Annotated in this window: 16 protein-coding genes; 9 read left to right on the top strand and 7 right to left on the bottom strand. The window is 30.7% G+C overall.

The genetic code is table 11. From position 1 onward, the window contains the following. The first annotated feature begins 4 nt into the window (after positions 1-4). The 3 genes from JG780_RS01040 to galT are packed head-to-tail and all read left to right on the top strand — an operon-like array spanning position 5 to position 3,110. Complete coding sequence (locus JG780_RS01040; RefSeq protein WP_004103896.1) at positions 5-634, top strand: MBL fold metallo-hydrolase; 630 nt, start codon at positions 5-7, stop codon at positions 632-634. 5 nt (positions 635-639) lie between these two features. Next, a complete protein-coding gene (locus JG780_RS01035) occupies positions 640-2,097 on the top strand; it encodes a glycogen synthase (RefSeq protein ID WP_287568951.1) in 1,458 nt (485 codons plus the stop codon). Positions 2,098-2,111: 14 nt separating this feature from the next. Next, positions 2,112-3,110 carry a galactose-1-phosphate uridylyltransferase gene (galT, locus tag JG780_RS01030; RefSeq protein ID WP_004103892.1) on the top strand — a complete coding sequence of 333 codons (999 nt, stop codon included), beginning with the start codon at positions 2,112-2,114 and terminating at the stop codon, positions 3,108-3,110. A 34-nt stretch (positions 3,111-3,144) separates the two neighbouring features. On the opposite strand, the gene JG780_RS01025 is transcribed toward galT, so the two are convergent. Genes JG780_RS01025 through miaB form a run of 5 tightly spaced genes read right to left on the bottom strand, consistent with a single transcriptional unit; the run spans position 3,145 to position 7,875 of the window. After that, on the bottom strand, positions 3,145-4,254 hold the full coding sequence (locus JG780_RS01025; RefSeq protein ID WP_287568950.1) for a tetratricopeptide repeat protein: 1,110 nt from the start codon (positions 4,252-4,254) through the stop codon (positions 3,145-3,147). Further along, positions 4,244-5,158, bottom strand: a complete 915-nt coding sequence (locus JG780_RS01020) for a cation diffusion facilitator family transporter (RefSeq protein ID WP_287568949.1) — start codon at positions 5,156-5,158, stop codon at positions 4,244-4,246. Before JG780_RS01020 ends, JG780_RS01025 begins: the two co-directional genes overlap by 11 nt. A 16-nt stretch (positions 5,159-5,174) precedes the next feature. Then, complete coding sequence (locus JG780_RS01015) at positions 5,175-5,699, bottom strand: cysteine hydrolase family protein (protein WP_114702313.1); 525 nt, start codon at positions 5,697-5,699, stop codon at positions 5,175-5,177. Positions 5,700-5,708: 9 nt separating this feature from the next. Further along, positions 5,709-6,572 carry a YitT family protein gene (locus JG780_RS01010; protein ID WP_287568948.1) on the bottom strand — a complete coding sequence of 288 codons (864 nt, stop codon included), beginning with the start codon at positions 6,570-6,572 and terminating at the stop codon, positions 5,709-5,711. A 13-nt stretch (positions 6,573-6,585) separates the two neighbouring features. After that, the gene (gene miaB / locus JG780_RS01005; RefSeq protein WP_287568947.1) at positions 6,586-7,875 is read right to left on the bottom strand and encodes a tRNA (N6-isopentenyl adenosine(37)-C2)-methylthiotransferase MiaB; all 1,290 of its coding nucleotides are present in this window, start codon (positions 7,873-7,875) and stop codon (positions 6,586-6,588) included. 119 nt (positions 7,876-7,994) lie between these two features. Here miaB and JG780_RS01000 point away from each other — a divergent pair, with 119 nt between their 5' ends. Both JG780_RS01000 and JG780_RS00995 read left to right on the top strand, forming a co-directional pair. Next, positions 7,995-9,014: an acyltransferase family protein gene (locus tag JG780_RS01000; protein ID WP_287568946.1), complete on the top strand. Its 1,020-nt coding sequence runs from the start codon at positions 7,995-7,997 to the stop codon at positions 9,012-9,014. A gap of 106 nt (positions 9,015-9,120) precedes the next feature. Next, positions 9,121-9,489 carry a hypothetical protein gene (locus JG780_RS00995; protein WP_287568945.1) on the top strand — a complete coding sequence of 123 codons (369 nt, stop codon included), beginning with the start codon at positions 9,121-9,123 and terminating at the stop codon, positions 9,487-9,489. Positions 9,490-9,618: 129 nt separating this feature from the next. On the opposite strand, the gene JG780_RS00990 is transcribed toward JG780_RS00995, so the two are convergent. Continuing rightward, the gene (locus tag JG780_RS00990) at positions 9,619-10,833 is read right to left on the bottom strand and encodes a uracil-xanthine permease family protein (protein WP_287568944.1); all 1,215 of its coding nucleotides are present in this window, start codon (positions 10,831-10,833) and stop codon (positions 9,619-9,621) included. A gap of 309 nt (positions 10,834-11,142) precedes the next feature. Between JG780_RS00990 and JG780_RS00985 the strand changes: the two genes are divergently transcribed. Further along, entirely contained in the window at positions 11,143-12,132 is a 990-nt protein-coding gene (locus JG780_RS00985; RefSeq protein WP_051001589.1) for a leucine-rich repeat domain-containing protein, read from the top strand. A 249-nt stretch (positions 12,133-12,381) separates the two neighbouring features. On the opposite strand, the gene JG780_RS00980 is transcribed toward JG780_RS00985, so the two are convergent. Then, positions 12,382-12,636 carry a hypothetical protein gene (locus tag JG780_RS00980; RefSeq protein WP_287568943.1) on the bottom strand — a complete coding sequence of 85 codons (255 nt, stop codon included), beginning with the start codon at positions 12,634-12,636 and terminating at the stop codon, positions 12,382-12,384. Between the two features lie 294 nt (positions 12,637-12,930). Here JG780_RS00980 and gltX point away from each other — a divergent pair, with 294 nt between their 5' ends. The 3 genes from gltX to JG780_RS00965 are packed head-to-tail and all read left to right on the top strand — an operon-like array spanning position 12,931 to position 17,450. Further along, positions 12,931-14,352, top strand: a complete 1,422-nt coding sequence (gene gltX, locus JG780_RS00975; protein WP_287568942.1) for a glutamate--tRNA ligase — start codon at positions 12,931-12,933, stop codon at positions 14,350-14,352. Between the two features lie 6 nt (positions 14,353-14,358). Continuing rightward, a complete protein-coding gene (gene cysS / locus JG780_RS00970) occupies positions 14,359-15,768 on the top strand; it encodes a cysteine--tRNA ligase (RefSeq protein WP_287568941.1) in 1,410 nt (469 codons plus the stop codon). Further along, positions 15,765-17,450 (top strand): proline--tRNA ligase, encoded by a 1,686-nt coding sequence (locus tag JG780_RS00965; RefSeq protein ID WP_004103870.1) that lies wholly within the window; start codon positions 15,765-15,767, stop codon positions 17,448-17,450. The genes cysS and JG780_RS00965 overlap by 4 nt, the downstream gene beginning before the upstream one ends. The last annotated feature ends 40 nt before the right edge of the window (positions 17,451-17,490 follow it).

The raw sequence follows: 17,490 nt of genomic DNA, 5'->3' as shown, positions 1-17,490 counted from the left end.
TGCTATGAAAATGGATATACTACTTGAGGGTGGAATAATTAGTGTTCCAAGCAGAGCAAAAGCGACATTTTCTACCATTGTATTGCTTGAAGATGGTGATAGAAAAATTCTTATAGAACCTGGAGATTATGTAACTCATTCAATTTTAGAGGAGGAATTGAAAAAAAGAAATTTAAAGACTGAAGATATTACAGATATTGTACTTACCCACTTTCACCTTGACCATGCTTATAACTCCATCTTTTTTAAAAACGCTACGGTTCATTTGCATGAAAACTTTTTAAAGAAGAATTACGAGAAATTTGGTATGATAGTTGGAAAGCAATACAAGATGATTATAGACTCTTGGAATGCGTTCCAAACATTTAAGGATGGTGATATATTATTTGATAAAATTAATGTGTATCATACACCCTGGCATTCAAAGGAGCATTGTTCTTTTGTTGTAGATACAGAAAATATGGGAAAGGTGTTTTTTGCAGGAGATATTGTTATGACTAGAGTAGAGTTTTATGATATAATGAGAATGCTAAGAGATGACGATTGTGCAAGATTTGTTAGAGAAATGGTTAATAAATGTGATTATTTGGTTTTAACTCACGATAGTGGGGTGTTTTTGGAAAATTGGAGGTGAAAACCGTGAAGGTTGCACTTGTTTCTTATGAAGTATATCCATTTGCTAAAGTAGGGGGACTTGCTGACGTTGTAGGGGCTTTACCAAAATATCTTAAAAAATTTTCAGTTGAACCAATTGTTATAATGCCAAAGCATAAGATCGTAGAAAAGAATGCAGAAAAGTTTTCATATAGTCTAAGAAAGATAAAAGAAAGTATTAGTGTTCCATATTTAAAAACGGATGAAAAATTTGATATTTATCAAACATTTATACCTGGAACACAAATTCCTGTTTACCTTATTGCAAATGATTACTATTTTTCTGCAGAGCAAGTATATGAAGGGCCTGATTTGGCCGAACAGGCAATATACTTTTCTGCAGCTGTTTTTGAAGCATTAAAAGTGCTCGGGGAAAAAGTTGATGTTTTACATATCAATGATTGGCAAACGGGATTGGTGCCAGTATATTTAAAGACATTGTATAAAGATGATGAGTTTTTTTCAAAGACTGTTGTACTATTAACAATACATAACCTTGGCTATCAAGGAATTTTTGATAGTTCATATATGAATTTTTCAGGTTTACCTGATTATCTATATAACATTGATGGTATTGAGTTTTATGGAAAAATTAATTTCTTAAAAGGTGGGATTTTGTTCTCTGATGTTATTAACACAGTGAGTCCAACTTACGCTCAAGAAATTCAAACTAAAGAGTACGGTGAAAAGTTGGATGGAGTATTAAGACTTAGGAGTTCTGATTTGTATGGAATATTAAATGGTATAGATTATGATGAATATAATCCTGAAACGGATAAAAGAATTTATGTAAATTACAGCTTACAAGAGATTGAGAAAAAATATGAAAATAAGAAAATGCTTCAAAAAGAATTGAATCTTCCACAAACTAATGACGTTCCAGTTATTGGTATGATTACGAGACTTGTTGATCAAAAAGGGTTAGATATCTTATCAGAAGTTTTAAGATACATTTTAAATATGGACGTTCAATTTGTACTTCTTGGAACAGGTGATAAAAAGTATGAAGAAATGTTTAAAGAGATTGAAAAGGAATTTCCTGATAAAATGTCTGCAAACATTACTTTTGATATAGTACTTGCTCAAAAAATTTATGCTTCAAGCGATATGTTTTTGATGCCTTCAAGGTATGAACCATGTGGTCTTGGTCAAATGTATAGCTTAAGGTATGGTACTATTCCAGTTGTTAGGTATACTGGAGGGCTTGCAGATACGGTTATGGAATATGATGAAGAAACTATGAAAGGAAATGGATTCGGGTTTAAGGAATATGATTCGGCATACTTACTAAAGGCCGTTGCAAGGGCAGTTGACTTTTTCAAAAACAAAAAGGGTCACTGGAAAAAATTGATTGAAAATGCTATGAAAACAGATTTATCGTGGGAAAGATCGGCGAATGAATACGTTAAGATATACAATAAAGCTTTGAATAAAAGACGTTAAGGGAGGATTTAGATATGCCAGAATATAGAAAGGATCCAGTTGTAAGAAGATGGGTTATTATTGCAACTGAGCGTGCAAAAAGGCCACACGATTTTACAGTTCCAAAGGAAGAAGCAAAAGGTGGTTTTTGTCCATTTGATTATGGAAATGAGCACACCACACCACCAGAAATTTTTGCTTTTAGACCAGAAAATACAGAACCTAATTCTCCAGGTTGGTGGGTAAGAGTTGTTCCAAATAAGTTTCCAGCGGTTAATCCAGATATAGAAATCGAAAAATATGGACATGGTATGTATGATGCAATGGCTGGTTTTGGATATCATGAAGTAGTAGTTGAAACACCAGAGCACAGCAGCACTTTTGCATTGTATGATGACAAACAGGCAGAAGAAGTTGTTTGGGCATATGTAAAAAGGTTTAGACAACTTAGAGAAGATAAAAGATTAAAGTATATATTGATATTTAAAAATCATGGTGCACTTGGTGGGGCATCTCTTCCTCATCCACATAGTCAAATTATTGCAATTCCAAGTGTTCCAAAAAGGGTATTGGAGGAGTTAAACGGAGCAAAAGACTATTATGATTATAAGGAAAGATGTGTATTTTGTGATATGATCTCTCAAGAAAAAATAGAAAACCGTAGGATTGTTGAAGAAAATGAGGATTTTATTGCTTTTGCACCATATGCTTCAAGATTTCCATTTGAAGTATGGATTGCTCCGAAGGTTCACTCTCATGATTTTGGAAAGATTGAGGACAGCCAAGTAAAAACATTTGCGATTATTTTAAGGAATACTTTGAAGAGAATATATAAAGTTCTTGATAACCCACCATATAACTTTGTAATTCATACCTCGCCAACTTACGAGGAAGGAAAGATTTATTATCATTGGCATGTTGAAATAATGCCAAGGCTTACGAGAGTGGCAGGTTTTGAGTGGGGCTCTGGCTTTTATATTAATCCTGTTCCACCTGAAGATGCTTCAAAATACTTGAAAAATGTTGAATTATAAAAAAAACAACCGAAGGCAAATGCCTTCGGTTGTTTTATATTTTTATCCTCTTTAGTATGTTATACTCTTCCAATGCTTTGTCATACATTCCAGCTTCTTCGTATAACTGTGCAAGCTTTAAATGTTTTTCTTCATTTAATGGATCCTTATCAACAATTTTTTTATATACTTTTGCTGCCATTTTTTTCAGTCCTAGTATGTAAAATAGATAAAATCTTACTATTTTAAATGAAACTATAATTATTGCAAGCATTACTAAGAGCAATATCATTATGTAATTGGTATTATTGCTAGAATTTTGAGATGTACTTGTTTTTTGAGAAAGGTCTTTAATATTGGCTTTTTGTGTATTATTTAAAATATTTTCTAGTTTTGATGATAAATTATATTTTTTTATTGAAAGATTTTCTATTGTTAATTTTGCTTTATTTATATCTATATTTTCAGATGTTTCATTTAAGCTATTACTTAACTCTACATACTTTTTAAGATCACTTAAATACTTTGAGGTAAATGTTCCTCCAATTTTTTCTGCAAATTCTACTATTCTATTAAGAATTGGATATTGGACTTCTTCAAAGTTTTCAATGTTATCTACGATATATTTTAGTATGTTGTACCCAAGGTCCTTTGAAAAGTCTTTTTGAGATAGAATATTTATAACGTCGTATGTTAACATAGTAGGATATTTGAGGAAAAAATTTGTAAGGTTTTGGGCGCTGAGTTTTTCATCAATTTCTGGATTTGCTATTTTTAGAAAAATTATATTATCAAGAAAAGTGTCATACTCAGGTTTCTCCAGTGTATTTTTGGATAGTTCATTTATTTGTGGAAAAAGTTGATGAATTATTTCTATTTCTGTTGCACTTGGTGTTGTGTTCTTCAAAAAATTCTTAAGTTCTTTTATATCCTGCTTTATCAAAAATGAAAGTCTATAATCATTCATTAGGGAAATTTTAATTTTTAATTCTTTTCCCATTGTTTCAAGAGAAGTATCAGTTGGATTATCAAGCACATATTCAAGGTAAAGTTTCCAAGCTTCTTTTGGATTTTCCTTGGAAAGATTTATTATTTCATCTTTTGTTACTGAAAATCCGATGATACTTATAACTAATAAAATTAAGACTACAGCTTTACTTTTCATTTTTCCCCCCGATACCGTAAGGTTCATTTTCAACATTCTGATAAGGTTCAACATGAATGACAACATCATAAACTTTATCATTTAAAAGTTTTTTTATTTTATCTTTTATACACAAAGTAAGTTCATGAGATCTTTGAACATTTATTTTAGGGTCAACCTCTATATCCATATCAATGTCGAAGCATTCTCCTATTTTTCTAATTCTTATCTTGTGTGGATTTTTTACACCTTCACATTCATTACATAGATTTATTATTTCATCGTAAATCCACTCTTCGTCTTTTTTAATTCCATCAAGGAGTGCAACAGCGTTTTCATTGAAGATTTCAAATGCTACTTTAACAATTATAACAGACATTATCATTCCAACCAAAGGATCCATGAAAGAAAGACCAATTTTATTTAAAAGTATTCCAAAAAATACGATCGATGAAAGGAGTATATCATTTCTCATATTTAAAGCTTCTGCTATTAATGAAGGTCTGTTGTATTTTTTGCCAATTCTATATTCTATTATAAACAAAAATGTCTTAAAGATAACTGATATAAGTGTTACAGCTATTGGAATTATTCCTTGTATTAAAGTATAATTATGTGTAACCAATCTTTTTATACTTTCTATTAAAAGCGAGATACCGGCATAAAAAACAATAAATGAAATAATTTTCGCACCTATGTTTTCTATCTTTCTATGCCCGTATGGATGTAGTTTATCTGGTGGTTTTGAAGAAAGTCTTGTTGCAAAGTAAACAATTGATGCCGTTAAGATATCTGTAGCACTGTCAATCCCATCTGCTAAAACAGCCATACTGTTAAATAAGAAACCTATGATTATTTTTAAAGCAGCAAGAAAAGTATTTACTACAACAGCAATGCTTGTTACAATTTTAATGTTTTTTTCCATCAAATCCCTCCCTGCTTTAGAAAATATTTGCCTGTAAAACTTGAGACATTATTTTTAGTGCAGCGTTATGCAGCTGCTTATCGTATGAGCCGGTTCCATCTTTGTATAAGTTTACTTTAATATCCCTGTTTCTTAATTCTTCAACTGTGAATAGAACACAAATATTACTAACAAGACCAACAACGTCAACTTCATCTATCGAAAGATTTTCTAATATATTTTCAAGATCTGTCTTATAAAAAGCAGAATACCTTGTTTTTTTGATATAGTAAACGTTGTTGTAGTCATTTAATAATTCTTGTATTTCGCTTACAATCATAGCACCAGATGTATTTTTTATACAGTGTTTTGGCCAAATTTCAAATTCTTTGTCATCTTCATCGTGCCAATCTTGTGTTAATATTATTGGTAAATTTTTGTTTTTTGCCTCTTTTATTAAATCAATAATTTTTGGTATAACTTTTTCTGCTCCTTCAAAGTAAAGTGCGCCACCTTTTTTTGCAAAGTCGTTTTGCATATCAATTATCATTAAGGCTTTCATACTCTCACCTCACAAATTCCTTTTGAAGCCTTCCCCTAGAACATACCTTGACTCGTTTACTATCATAAAAGCGTTGGGATCGACCTTTTTAACAAAATTTATTAATTCCCCAAGCTCTCTTCTTCTAATGGAGACAAAGATAATGTCTCTATCTTTTTTGGTATAACCGCCTTTTCCTTTAAGATATGTGAATCCTCTACCCATGTTTGTTAAGATAAATTCTTCGATTGGTTTATTATTATCTGAGATTATTGTAACTGTTATTGCAAGTTCTAAACCTTTGAGAACAAAGTCAATTGTAATGCCGTTTATAATTATAGCAAGAATTGAGTACATACCAATTTTTGGATTGAAAGCAACGCCAGCAAAGAAACCAATGGTGAAGTCTATTATTAGTAATGTTGTACCCATTGGAGTTGAAAAGAATTTGTTAAATATCTTTGCGAGTATATCAGTACCACCTGTAGAAGCATTTTGTGAGAAGGTTATTGCCATACCAATTGCCGTTAAAATATCTCCAAAAAATACCGCAAGGATCAAGTCTCCTCCATTGTATGTAGGAATATGAATAATTCTATCAAAAAGGTCAATAAAAAAGTTTAATAAGAATGTACAGTATATTGTTTTATAACTAAAATCAAAACCGATGATTAGAAAGGCAATTAAAAATAGAATTCCATTTAAAATATACATCCACACTCCAACGGATAATGGAATAATCGAGTGTAAAATTATAGCAAGACCCGAAGCACCACCAGCTGCTATATTGTTTGGAATTAAAAATATAACTAATCCAAGGGCAGTTAGTATAACTCCTATTGTAGAAAAAATATATTCTTTAATAGTTTCTCTTAATGGAATGTTTTTTGCCATTTTTCTACCCCCTTTATATAATTTTTATTATATCTCCATATAATGGACCTGCGGTAGTTTTTTTTATTTTCACTAGAATTTTTTTGCCAATTAGGCTTTCATCGCCTTCAAAGGCGATAATCTTGTTTCTAATATCTCTTCCATAGAATAATCCGGATTTTGCACGTTCTTCAACTATTACTTCTACTGTTTTATCTAGGTAAGATTCGTTAAGCATTTTGTTTATTTCTTTTTGAAGATTTAAAAGATACGCCATTCTTCTTGTTTTTATTGCACGTGGCACGTTATCTTCAAAATATTTCCATGCAATAGTGCCTTCACGTGGGGAATATATCGCAAGGTTTAATCTTTCAAATTTTATCTCTTCTACTAACTTTACCGTCTGTTGGAAGTCATCTTCAGTTTCATCAGGAAAGCCAACTATAATATCACTTGAAATGGAGGCATCGGGAACTATTTCTCTAATGTTTTTGATTAATTCATAGTACTCTTCTATTGTATAACGTCTATTCATTTTTTTCAAAATTTTATTACTTCCGTGTTGAACAGGAAGGTGTATGCTTTTGGCGATTTTTTCACTACTTGCAATCTCTCTTGCAATATCCAAAGAAAAATCAGTTGGATATGATGTCAAAAACCATATTCTTTCTATATTTTCAATCTTTTTGGTTTCATTTAAAAGTTTTGCAAGGGATGTACCATCATTTAAATCTTTTCCATATGCATCTACATTTTGTCCAAGATATGTAATTTCTCTTACTCCATTTAGAGATAGGTTTTTAACTTCTTGAAGTATATCATTCATTTTTCTTGATTTTTCACGGCCTCTTGTATATGGAACTATACAGTAAGTGCAAAATCTATTACAACCATATATAATAGTTATCCAAGCATGATGTTTTGAATTTCTTTTTAAAATATTTCTATAATCTATTTCATCTAATTTATCATCGAATATTGCTGCTTTTTTTCCTTTTATTGAAAGTTCAACTGCTTCAGGTATTCTTGATATTGCGCGTGTTCCAATAACAAAATTTACTCCTCTTTTAAAAAGGTCTTCTTTTAGTTTTTCAGCACCACATCCCATAACTCCTATTTTTTTATTCTTTTTTCTTAATTCACCTATAGTACTGAGAAATTTATCTTCTGCTTTTTTTCTAACAACACATGTATTTAATATTACAATATCTGCTTCATTTTCATTTTCAGCAGATTCATAACCTTCCTGTTCAAGATAATATCTTGCAACTTCACTATCATTTTCATTCATTTGACAGCCATATGTTTTAATAAAGAATTTCATTTTTTCCCTCCTAACAATAATTATCGAGATAATTTTAACATTTTAAAAATAACTTTCTACAAATTAAATATAACAGAAGTGTTAAATGTGTTAGAATTATTATGGGGGGATTTGAAAAAATGAGAATTAGAGAAATTGATGTTTCAAGAGGTATTTTAATATTGATGATTATTTTTGTTCATTCATATATTCCCTATTCTCTGGCAGTTTATTTTTCTTACATTTTAGCCAGTTTTATGTTTATTTCTGGATACTTATTCAAGGATGGAAAATTTAGTAAAAAGTTTGAAAAAATATTATTAAACCTTTTAATACCATTTGTTTTTTTAAGTTTAGTTGGATACATCATTTATTACATTTTGAATATATTTATAGGATATAGCAATAGTGTTTTTTCAAATTTTTTAGATTTTGTTATTTTTGGATATTCAACATTTGATGTTCCGGTAAATGTCCTTCCTTTATGGTATTTGTATATGTTTGCAGTTGCTGAATTAATTTTTATATTATTTATTAAGTTAAGAATAATCCATTTTATACCTATATTATCAATTTTGTCAACCCTTTTAATTAATGTACAGACGAAGTTCTTTAAGATTGGTGTTGCACTTCATGGATTAATTTGGTTTTATTTAGGATATATTTTGAAAAACAGAGGTTTTAAATTTAAATTTAAAAATCCATTTTTGCTTTTTATAATTTTTTCTGGTTTATTAGCTGTAGTTGCAACATTTAACGGATTTGATGATTGGAGAATAAATAGCTATGGAAATTATCCTCTACTTTCCTATGTTGGAGAATTTTCGTCTGTTATAATTATTATTTCTCTTGCACAAATGATAAAATCTGATAAAATCAAAAGATTTTTTGAGTTATTTGGTAAAAATACAATATTTCTACTTGGTTATCATATTGTGTTGCCAGGTACTTTAGCAATATTTATAAAAGACCCTGTGCAATTTTTAGAAAAGTATTGGTTCATATATTATATTTTGGCTGTTTTTATACTATACTTATTTTTAAAAATTGTTCCTGAGAATTTAATCTATTTACTTGAGGGAAGATTTTATTTGTTGAGAAGCTATTCACATTCCGGTATTAGAGAGAACAATATTAAACAAAGTAAAATGTTTGAATAAACATGTTATTTTAGTGATAGGAAGTTAGAATTTTAGTTAATAATTTAAAAATTAATGATATTTATTCATTATTGCTATAACTAATATTTCTACTGGAGGTGGAGGTATGAGTAAGAGGTTTATTTTTGCAATTATATTTATTTTATTAGTTAACCTTATTTATGCTGATATTACATCTGTAGCAGATGTTCAGCTTTTAGCAAGGGAACATGCAAAAGAAGATGTTAACAAGTTTTTCCCTTTTTTAGGAGGGTTAATATTGGGGCCATTTTCACCTTTATTTCAATATTTTTCAAATCCAGAAGTGCCTGCTTTGAGATTGGTTGATGTGAGAAGTAAAATTTCAAGTGAGAACGATTATTTGTTTGATTTATATGTAAAAACTTACAAAAATGAAGTTAAAAAAATTAAAGCTAATATGGGATGGTTAGGATTTGGTTCAATGGTTTTAATAATACTATTAAGTTCAGATTAAGATATTATCAGAAGCTAATAATGAATTAGTGCTTTTTATGAAATTTAAAGAGTATTTTATTAAATATATTGTTAATAAAAAAGCACCAGCTTTAAAGCTGGTGCTTGCTATTGTTAAAATATCTTTTTATTATTGATTTTTTTCAGGGATTATTAAATTAGCTAATATTCCTATCAAAGCAGCTAGGGCAAGCCCCTTTAGTTCAACTGTTCCTATTTTTATACTTGCTCCACCGATACCTATTGTCAGTATTAATGAAGCAACTATCAAATTTTTTGGCTTTGAAAAATCTACTTTTTCATTCACAATAGTTCTTATACCAACAGAGGCAATCATACCAAACAGTATTAAACTTACTCCTCCAATAACTGGTTGTGGAATTGTTTGTAATATACTTCCAAATTTTGATAAAAATGACATAAATATTGCAAAAACTGCAGCGAGCCTTAGTATAGATGGATCGTATACCTTAGTTAGTGCAAGAACTCCTGTGTTTTCACTGTATGTTGTATTTGCAGGTCCACCTAAGAAACCCGCGACCATTGTTGCGACTCCATCTCCTATTAAGGTTCTATGAAGTCCCGGCTTTTCTAAAAAGTTTTTTCCAACAACCGCTCCATTTGTTGTTATATCTCCTATGTGTTCCATGAAAGTTGCGAGAGCAACTGGTGCAATAAGTAGAACTGATGAAATATCAAATTTTGGAAACATAAATTTTGGAATAGAAATCCAACTGCTATTTATGATGGGGGAAAAGTCAACATTACCTGTAATTATAGCGACTAAATATCCGACACTAACACCAATTAGTACCGGAATTAGGTTAAAGAATCCTTTGAAAACAGTTGAAGCTAGAATTACAGAGACAATTACTGTTATTGAAATCCCCCAATTTTGAGAAGCCCAATTTATTGCAACTGGACTTAAGCTTAAACCAATAACCATAATCATTGGGCCAGTAACAACAGGTGGGAATAGTTTTTTAATTTTTTTAATACCTATTAGTTTGACCAGAGTTGCAAGTAATAAATACACAAGTCCTGCTGCAACAATACCACCACTTGCGTATCTTAAATCTCCTGTTTGTGATTTTACAATTAAAATTGGACCTATGAAAGCAAAACTTGAACCTAGAAATACTGGGACTTCTTTTTTGGTTAAAAAGTGGAAAATCAAAGTTCCAATTCCGGCTGTAAATAGAGCAACAAGGGGATCAAAACCTGTGAGGAGGGGAACTAAAACAGTAGCACCAAACATAGCAATGAAATGTTGAAGAGCTAAAACGAACTTTTGCGGACCTTCTACCTTAGAATAAAACTCAACAGTTTCTTGTAAATCGATCATACCCATATTCCTCCTTTCTGGCCTCACTGGGCCAAATTAAAGGCGCCTTCTGTGGATTTATATCATAAAAAATCTATTTTGTCAATATGTATTCTTAAGTTGAATTTAGGATTTTTTGCATTCGTCTTGCGTAAAGTATAAATTGTTTTTTTATTACTCTATTCATAATTGAACTATATTTTAGTCTAAATCAAATTGCTATAATTTTTTAAAATATTTAATTTCCAAATACTTTTTTGGTTTATTTTTATGGTAAAATATTTTATACTTCATTAATTTGAAATTTAATAAAGAGGATGGTGGTTAAGAATGTTGAATGGAAAAACAAAAGTGTTTTTTATTTTGTTTATGTTGTTTATCACAACTCTTATTTGGAGCTCTGATAATACAAATATAAATAATAATCCACCAAATGTACCAAATAATCCCATGCCATTAAATGGATCAACAAAAATTTTATTATCTCCAATACTTAGATGGCAAAGTAATGATCCTGATGGAGATACACTAATATATGACATATACTTTGGTACTGAAGAACCTCTAAACTTAATAGCATTTAACTTTAAAAAGAACAAATATAGACTAGGAGTATTGAAACCTGGTACAACATATTACTGGAAGATAGTATTAAAAGATGGGAAAGGTGGAGAAAAAATAGGACCTGTTTGGAGTTTCAAAACAGTTGAAGAAGATGCTACAGTAAATTTTGCAAATGATAATCTTGAAAAAGCAATTAGAGAGCAACTAAATAAGTTATCAGGAGACATAACAGTCAAGGATATGCTTAAATTAACTTATTTGGATGCAAGTAAAAGTGAAATATCAAACCTATTTGGATTGGAATATGCTGTAAATTTGGAAGTATTGATTCTTAGTGATAACAACATCAAAAATATATCTCCGATTTCTAACTTGATTAATTTGCATAAGTTGGATCTATCGGGAAATGAAATTATAGATTTAACTCCTATATCAGAGCTGGTTAATTTACAGTGGCTAAATCTTTCTAATAATAGAATTTATGATCTAAGCCCAATAACAAATTTGAATAATTTGCAATGGTTGAAATTATATAATAATAATATTAAAAGTGTAACACCGTTATCAGGAATGAATAGTTTGAAATATTTAGATCTTGAGTTTAATGCTATCATAAGTGTAAAACCTCTATTGAAATTGCCTAATTTGGAATATCTGAATATTAGAATGAATGATTTAAATTTAGTAGATCCAGAGTCTGAAAATATGAAGATTATAGAAGAACTAATAAAAAGAGAAGTTGTTGTTTATTATTGATTATAAATTTTTACATATAACACCACAGCCAATGTAAAAATTATTTGTCAATTAATCTAATTATTTTAGGTTGAGCAGAGAGTGTGTCTATTAATATTTTTAACTGCTATCCTAGTAACATATATGTTATCTGTGCTTATAGCATCTTTTCATTTATACATCTCATCTTTATTCTCTGCTTCAACCTTTCTATATACCACTCTTTTTCGCATCTTTTGCTATATATCAACCTATTTATTTCTATTGCCATTACCTTCTATCTGGTAACAATATCGAACCTTCTATTTCTTCTAACATAACTTCCGCATGTTCTACTTCTCTATTATTTCCTACCTCAAAATCTAATAACACTTTTGCTTCATATAGAAGATGAAGTCTCTTTTTCTTACCTCTAATTTCACTGCTGTCAATAACTAGCAGTGTACTAAAAAGTCTTTTTAGTTTCTTATTTGCTTTCTTTTTTGACAATCTTTCCAATCTATCTAAAAGATAAGCAAATAACAAAGATATGATCAGGATACTTTCTTAGATGCATTCTTTTAGTAATATTGAAGAAAATATTGCAGGATTAGATCTCATTATTTTGTTTTTATTTGGTAAAAAAGCAATTTTAGCAAGTGTATCCCTTTTATTCTAATTTAACTTAATTTTATTTTTTTGCTCAGGGTCTATTTTTAATATTTTAACTTAACCTATTTTTTACATTGACTATTGTCAATTTAATTAATAATACAAGATAAGATAATAGAAGTGTGGTATAATAAAACACAAAGTAAAAGTTAATTAGGAGGTGTCTTAATGGTTAGATTAAGGTTTGCCCCAAGTCCTACTGGATATTTACATGTTGGTGGTGCAAGAACAGCTTTATTTAACTTTTTATACGCGAGAAAAATGAATGGTAAATTTATTTTAAGGATTGAAGATACAGATTTGGAAAGATCTGAAAAAGAATTTGAAGAAGGTTTAATAGAATCAATGAAGTGGTTAGGTTTAAATTGGGATGAAGGACCAGATGTGGGTGGAGAATATGGCCCATATAGACAGAGTGAAAGACTTGATATTTACAACAAATATTCGCAAAAACTTATAGAAGAAGGAAAAGCATACAAAGTCTATGCTTATCCTGAAGAGATAGAAAAATTAAGAGAAGAGCTTCTTTCACAAGGAAAAGCTCCTCATTATACACGTGAAATGCTTGAAAGTTTTACAACTCCTGAAAGGATAAAGGAATACGAGGAAAAGGGTTTAAAACCAGCTATATATTTTCAAATGCCAAGAAAAGAGTATGTTTTAAATGACATTGTAAAGGGTCAAGTTGTATTTAAAGAAGGTACATTAGGAGACTTTGCGATTATTAGAAGTAATGGAGTTCCAATATACAACTTTGCATGTGTTATTGACGATTATTTAATGAAAATTACACATGTTATAAGAGGTGACGATCATCTTTCAAATACAGTTAAGCAACTTGCTATTTACGAAGCTTTAGGATGGAATCCACCAGAATTTGGACATGTTTCAATGATTCTTGGACCAGATGCTAAAAAATTAAGTAAAAGGCACGGTGCAACATCGGTTGAAGAGTTTAAGGAAAGAGGTTATTTACCACAAGCTGTAGTAAACTTTTTAGCACTTCTTGGATGGTCACACCCAGAAGGAAAGGAAATTATGTCTTTAGAAGAATTAATTAGTGCATTTTCTTTGGATAGATTGGGGAAAAATCCTGCAATTTTTGATCCACAAAAATTAAAATGGATGAATGCTGAGCATTTCAGACATTTAAGTGATGAAGAAATGCTTGAAGTTTCAAAGCCTTACTTGGAAAAGTTTGCAAGAGAAGAAGAAATAAATGAAAGAAAAGAGTGGTTTATAAGACTTCTTAAAGCGATTAAGGATAGAGTTGAAGAATTAAGTCAGATACCAGAGCTAGTAGAATTTTTCTTTGTAGAACCAGAAAATAAAGTAGAATTGTCAGATGAAGTAAAGCAAGTATATAGTGAATTAGTAAAAGAAATAGAAAACATTGAACAGTGGGATGAAAAGAATATTTATCAAGCGTTTAAAAATGCAATGAAGAAAGGGAAAGTTAAAGGGAAAGACTTTTATATGAATCTTAGGATTGTATTAACTGGAAGAGAAGAAGGTCCAGAATTAATTGATATAGTTTATCTTCTAGGAAAGGAAAATATTGTTAAAAGGATTCAAAAACAACTGGGGTGATTTAGTATGGCTATATATATAACAAACACTGAAACGGGAAAAAAAGAAGAGCTTAAAACAATTGAACCTGGCGTTGTAAAAATGTATGTTTGTGGACCAACTGTGTATAACTATATACATATTGGGAATGCAAGGCCTGCAGTGGTTTTTGATGCGTTCAGGCGTTTTTTAGAATATAGAGGTTATAAGGTTATAATGGTTCAAAATTTTACTGATATTGATGATAAAATTATCAACGAAGCAAATGAATGGGGTGTTGATTTTAAAGACGTTGCAGATACATTTATTGCAGAGTACTGGAAAGATGCACAAAGTTTAGGAATACGTGCAGCAAATTTTCATCCAAGAACAACGGATTATGTTAATGAGATTGTAGATGCTGTTGAAAAGTTGATTTCAAAAGGGTATGCATATACTGCTGAAAATGGCGATGTGTATTTTAGTGTTAAAAAATTTGAGAGGTATGGAAAACTTTCTGGTAAAAAAATTGAAGATTTAATTTCGGGTGCAAGAGTTGAAGTAAATACATTGAAAAAAGATCCTCTTGACTTTGCACTTTGGAAGGCTGTAAAACCTGGAGAACCTAATTGGGATAGTCCATGGAGTTGTGGAAGACCAGGGTGGCATATAGAATGTTCAGTTATGTCTCAAAAGCTTTTGGGAGATACATTTGATATTCATGCTGGTGGAGAAGATTTGATCTTCCCGCATCATGAGGATGAAAAATCACAGAGCGAAGCGCTGACTGGTAAACCTTTTGCAAGATATTGGATGCACAATGGAATGATAATTACTCGTGGAGATAAAATGAGTAAATCTATAGGAAATGTATTTTTGGTCAGAGAAGCTGTTAAAAGATATGGAAAAGATGCAGTAAAACTATTTTTACTTTCAAAGCATTATAGAACTCCTATAGAATTTTCTGATGAAATTATGATGGAAAATAAAAAAGCAGCTTTAAAGGTATTAAAAACCCTAAATAGATTTGAAGAAAAGTATCCATATCCAAAAGTTCCAAAACGTGATGAATATATGAATGATATTGAGCAAAGATTTGTAGAAGCGCTTGAGGATGATTTTAATACTCCAAAAGCAATTGCACTTATATTTGATCTTTCAAAAGAATTAAATAAGGCCATGGATGAAGGGAAAGATGATGAAGCACTAAAGAGATATCATCTTATTACAAGAGTTTTTGGAAGTGTTCTTGGATTATTTGAAGGTGGAGTGAAAATTTCAGAAAGTGAAAATACAAATAAAGTAATTGAAGAGATATTAAAGGTAAGACAGGAATTTAGAAAAGCTAAGAATTTTGAAGCTGCTGATAAAATTCGCGATGCACTGTTAAATTCCAATGTTAAGATATTAGATACTCCTGATGGTACAAAGTGGGAGATTTTGGAGGTGGAGGAATGAGATTTTCGAGGCTTTATGCACCAACACTCAGGGAAGATCCATCAGATGCAGAAATTCCAAGTCAAGCACTACTTCAAAGAGCTGGTTTTATTAGAAAGATCGCAGCAGGAGTTTACACATATCTTCCACTTGCAAGGAGAACTCTTTTGAAAATTGAGAATATAGTTAGGGAAGAAATGGATAAAATTGGTGCTCAAGAAATACTTATGCCTATAATTCAGCCTGCAGAGCTTTGGCAAAGAAGTGGACGATGGGATGATTATGGCCCTGAAATGATGAAGTTAAAAGACAGGCACAATAGAGATTTTACGTTGGGTCCAACACATGAAGAGCTTGTTACTGAATTGATTAGAAATGAATTGAATTCATATAAACAGCTTCCAGTTTCTTTATATCAGATAACTACGAAATTTAGGGATGAAATTAGACCTAGATTTGGTGTTTTACGTGCAAGAGAATTTATTATGAAAGATGCATACAGTTTTCATGACTCATGGGAATCGCTGGATGAGACTTATCAATTATTTAAAGATGCATATTCAAAAATAATGGAAAGAATTGGATTGAGATATTCTGTAATAGAAGCGGCAACTGGAGCAATTGGTGGTAATGAATCTCATGAATTTGTTGCTTTTGCAAATACTGGAGAGAGTAATGTTTTATATTGTGATTGTGGGTATGCAGGAAGTGATGAAAGGGTACCGTATAAAGGAGATTACGAAAAAGACGATGAATCTGAAAAGACTTTAGAAAAGGTATATACGCCAAATGTGAGAACTGTTGAGCAAGTAGCAGAGTTTTTAAACCTTCCAATTAGGAAGATAGTTAAATCTTTAGTCTTTAAGGGACGTGATGGATTTGTTATGGCTCTTGTGCCGGGAGATAGAGAACTTAATTTTGAAAAATTAAAGGCATATTTAGGTGATCAATCATTGCAGATGGCAGAAGCAAATGAGATTCTTGAAGAGTTTGGAGTTCCAATAGGATTTTTGGGTCCAGTAGGAGCAGATAAGGTTAGAATAGTTGCAGATTATGGAATTAAATATATGAAAAACTTTGTTGTGGGTGGAATGGAAAAAGATTATCACTATTTAAATGTAAATTTAGATAGGGACTTTAAGGTTAATGAATGGACTGATTTGGTAGTAGTTCAAATTGGTGACCCATGTCCTGTTTGTGGGAAACCTTTAAAAGGTGAAAAAGGTATTGAACTAGGTCATATATTCAAGCTTGGAACAAAGTATTCAGACTCAATGGATGTAAAATATATGGATAAAGATGGTAAAATGAAATCATTTATTATGGGATGTTACGGATGGGGAATTTCAAGAACTTTAGGTGCAATAGTTGAACAGCTCCATGATGATGATGGAATAATTTGGCCTCGTTCAGTTGCACCATATGAAGTGGACATTGTTGTAGTTGGAAAGGAAAAGGAAAAGGAATTTTCTGAAAAGTTGTACAGTTATTTATTAGATAAAGGTGTAGATGTAATTATTGACGATAGAAACGTATCGCCAGGAGTGAAATTTAAAGATGCTGATTTAATAGGGTTTCCAATAAGAATTACTGTGGGTAGGAAATTAAAAGAAGGAAAAGTAGAAATAAAAGAAAGAGGAAAAGAAGCAATATTTGTTGATGCAAATATGGAGCAAATTTTAAATGCTATAAATAAGATGTAAATATTGACTTTTGAACAAAATTAATGTATCATATATTTGA

This window comes from Thermosipho sp. (in: thermotogales) (assembly GCF_020054775.1).
Lineage (GTDB): Bacteria > Thermotogota > Thermotogae > Thermotogales > Fervidobacteriaceae > Thermosipho > Thermosipho africanus.
This window is presented reverse-complemented; position numbering and strand designations above follow the sequence as displayed.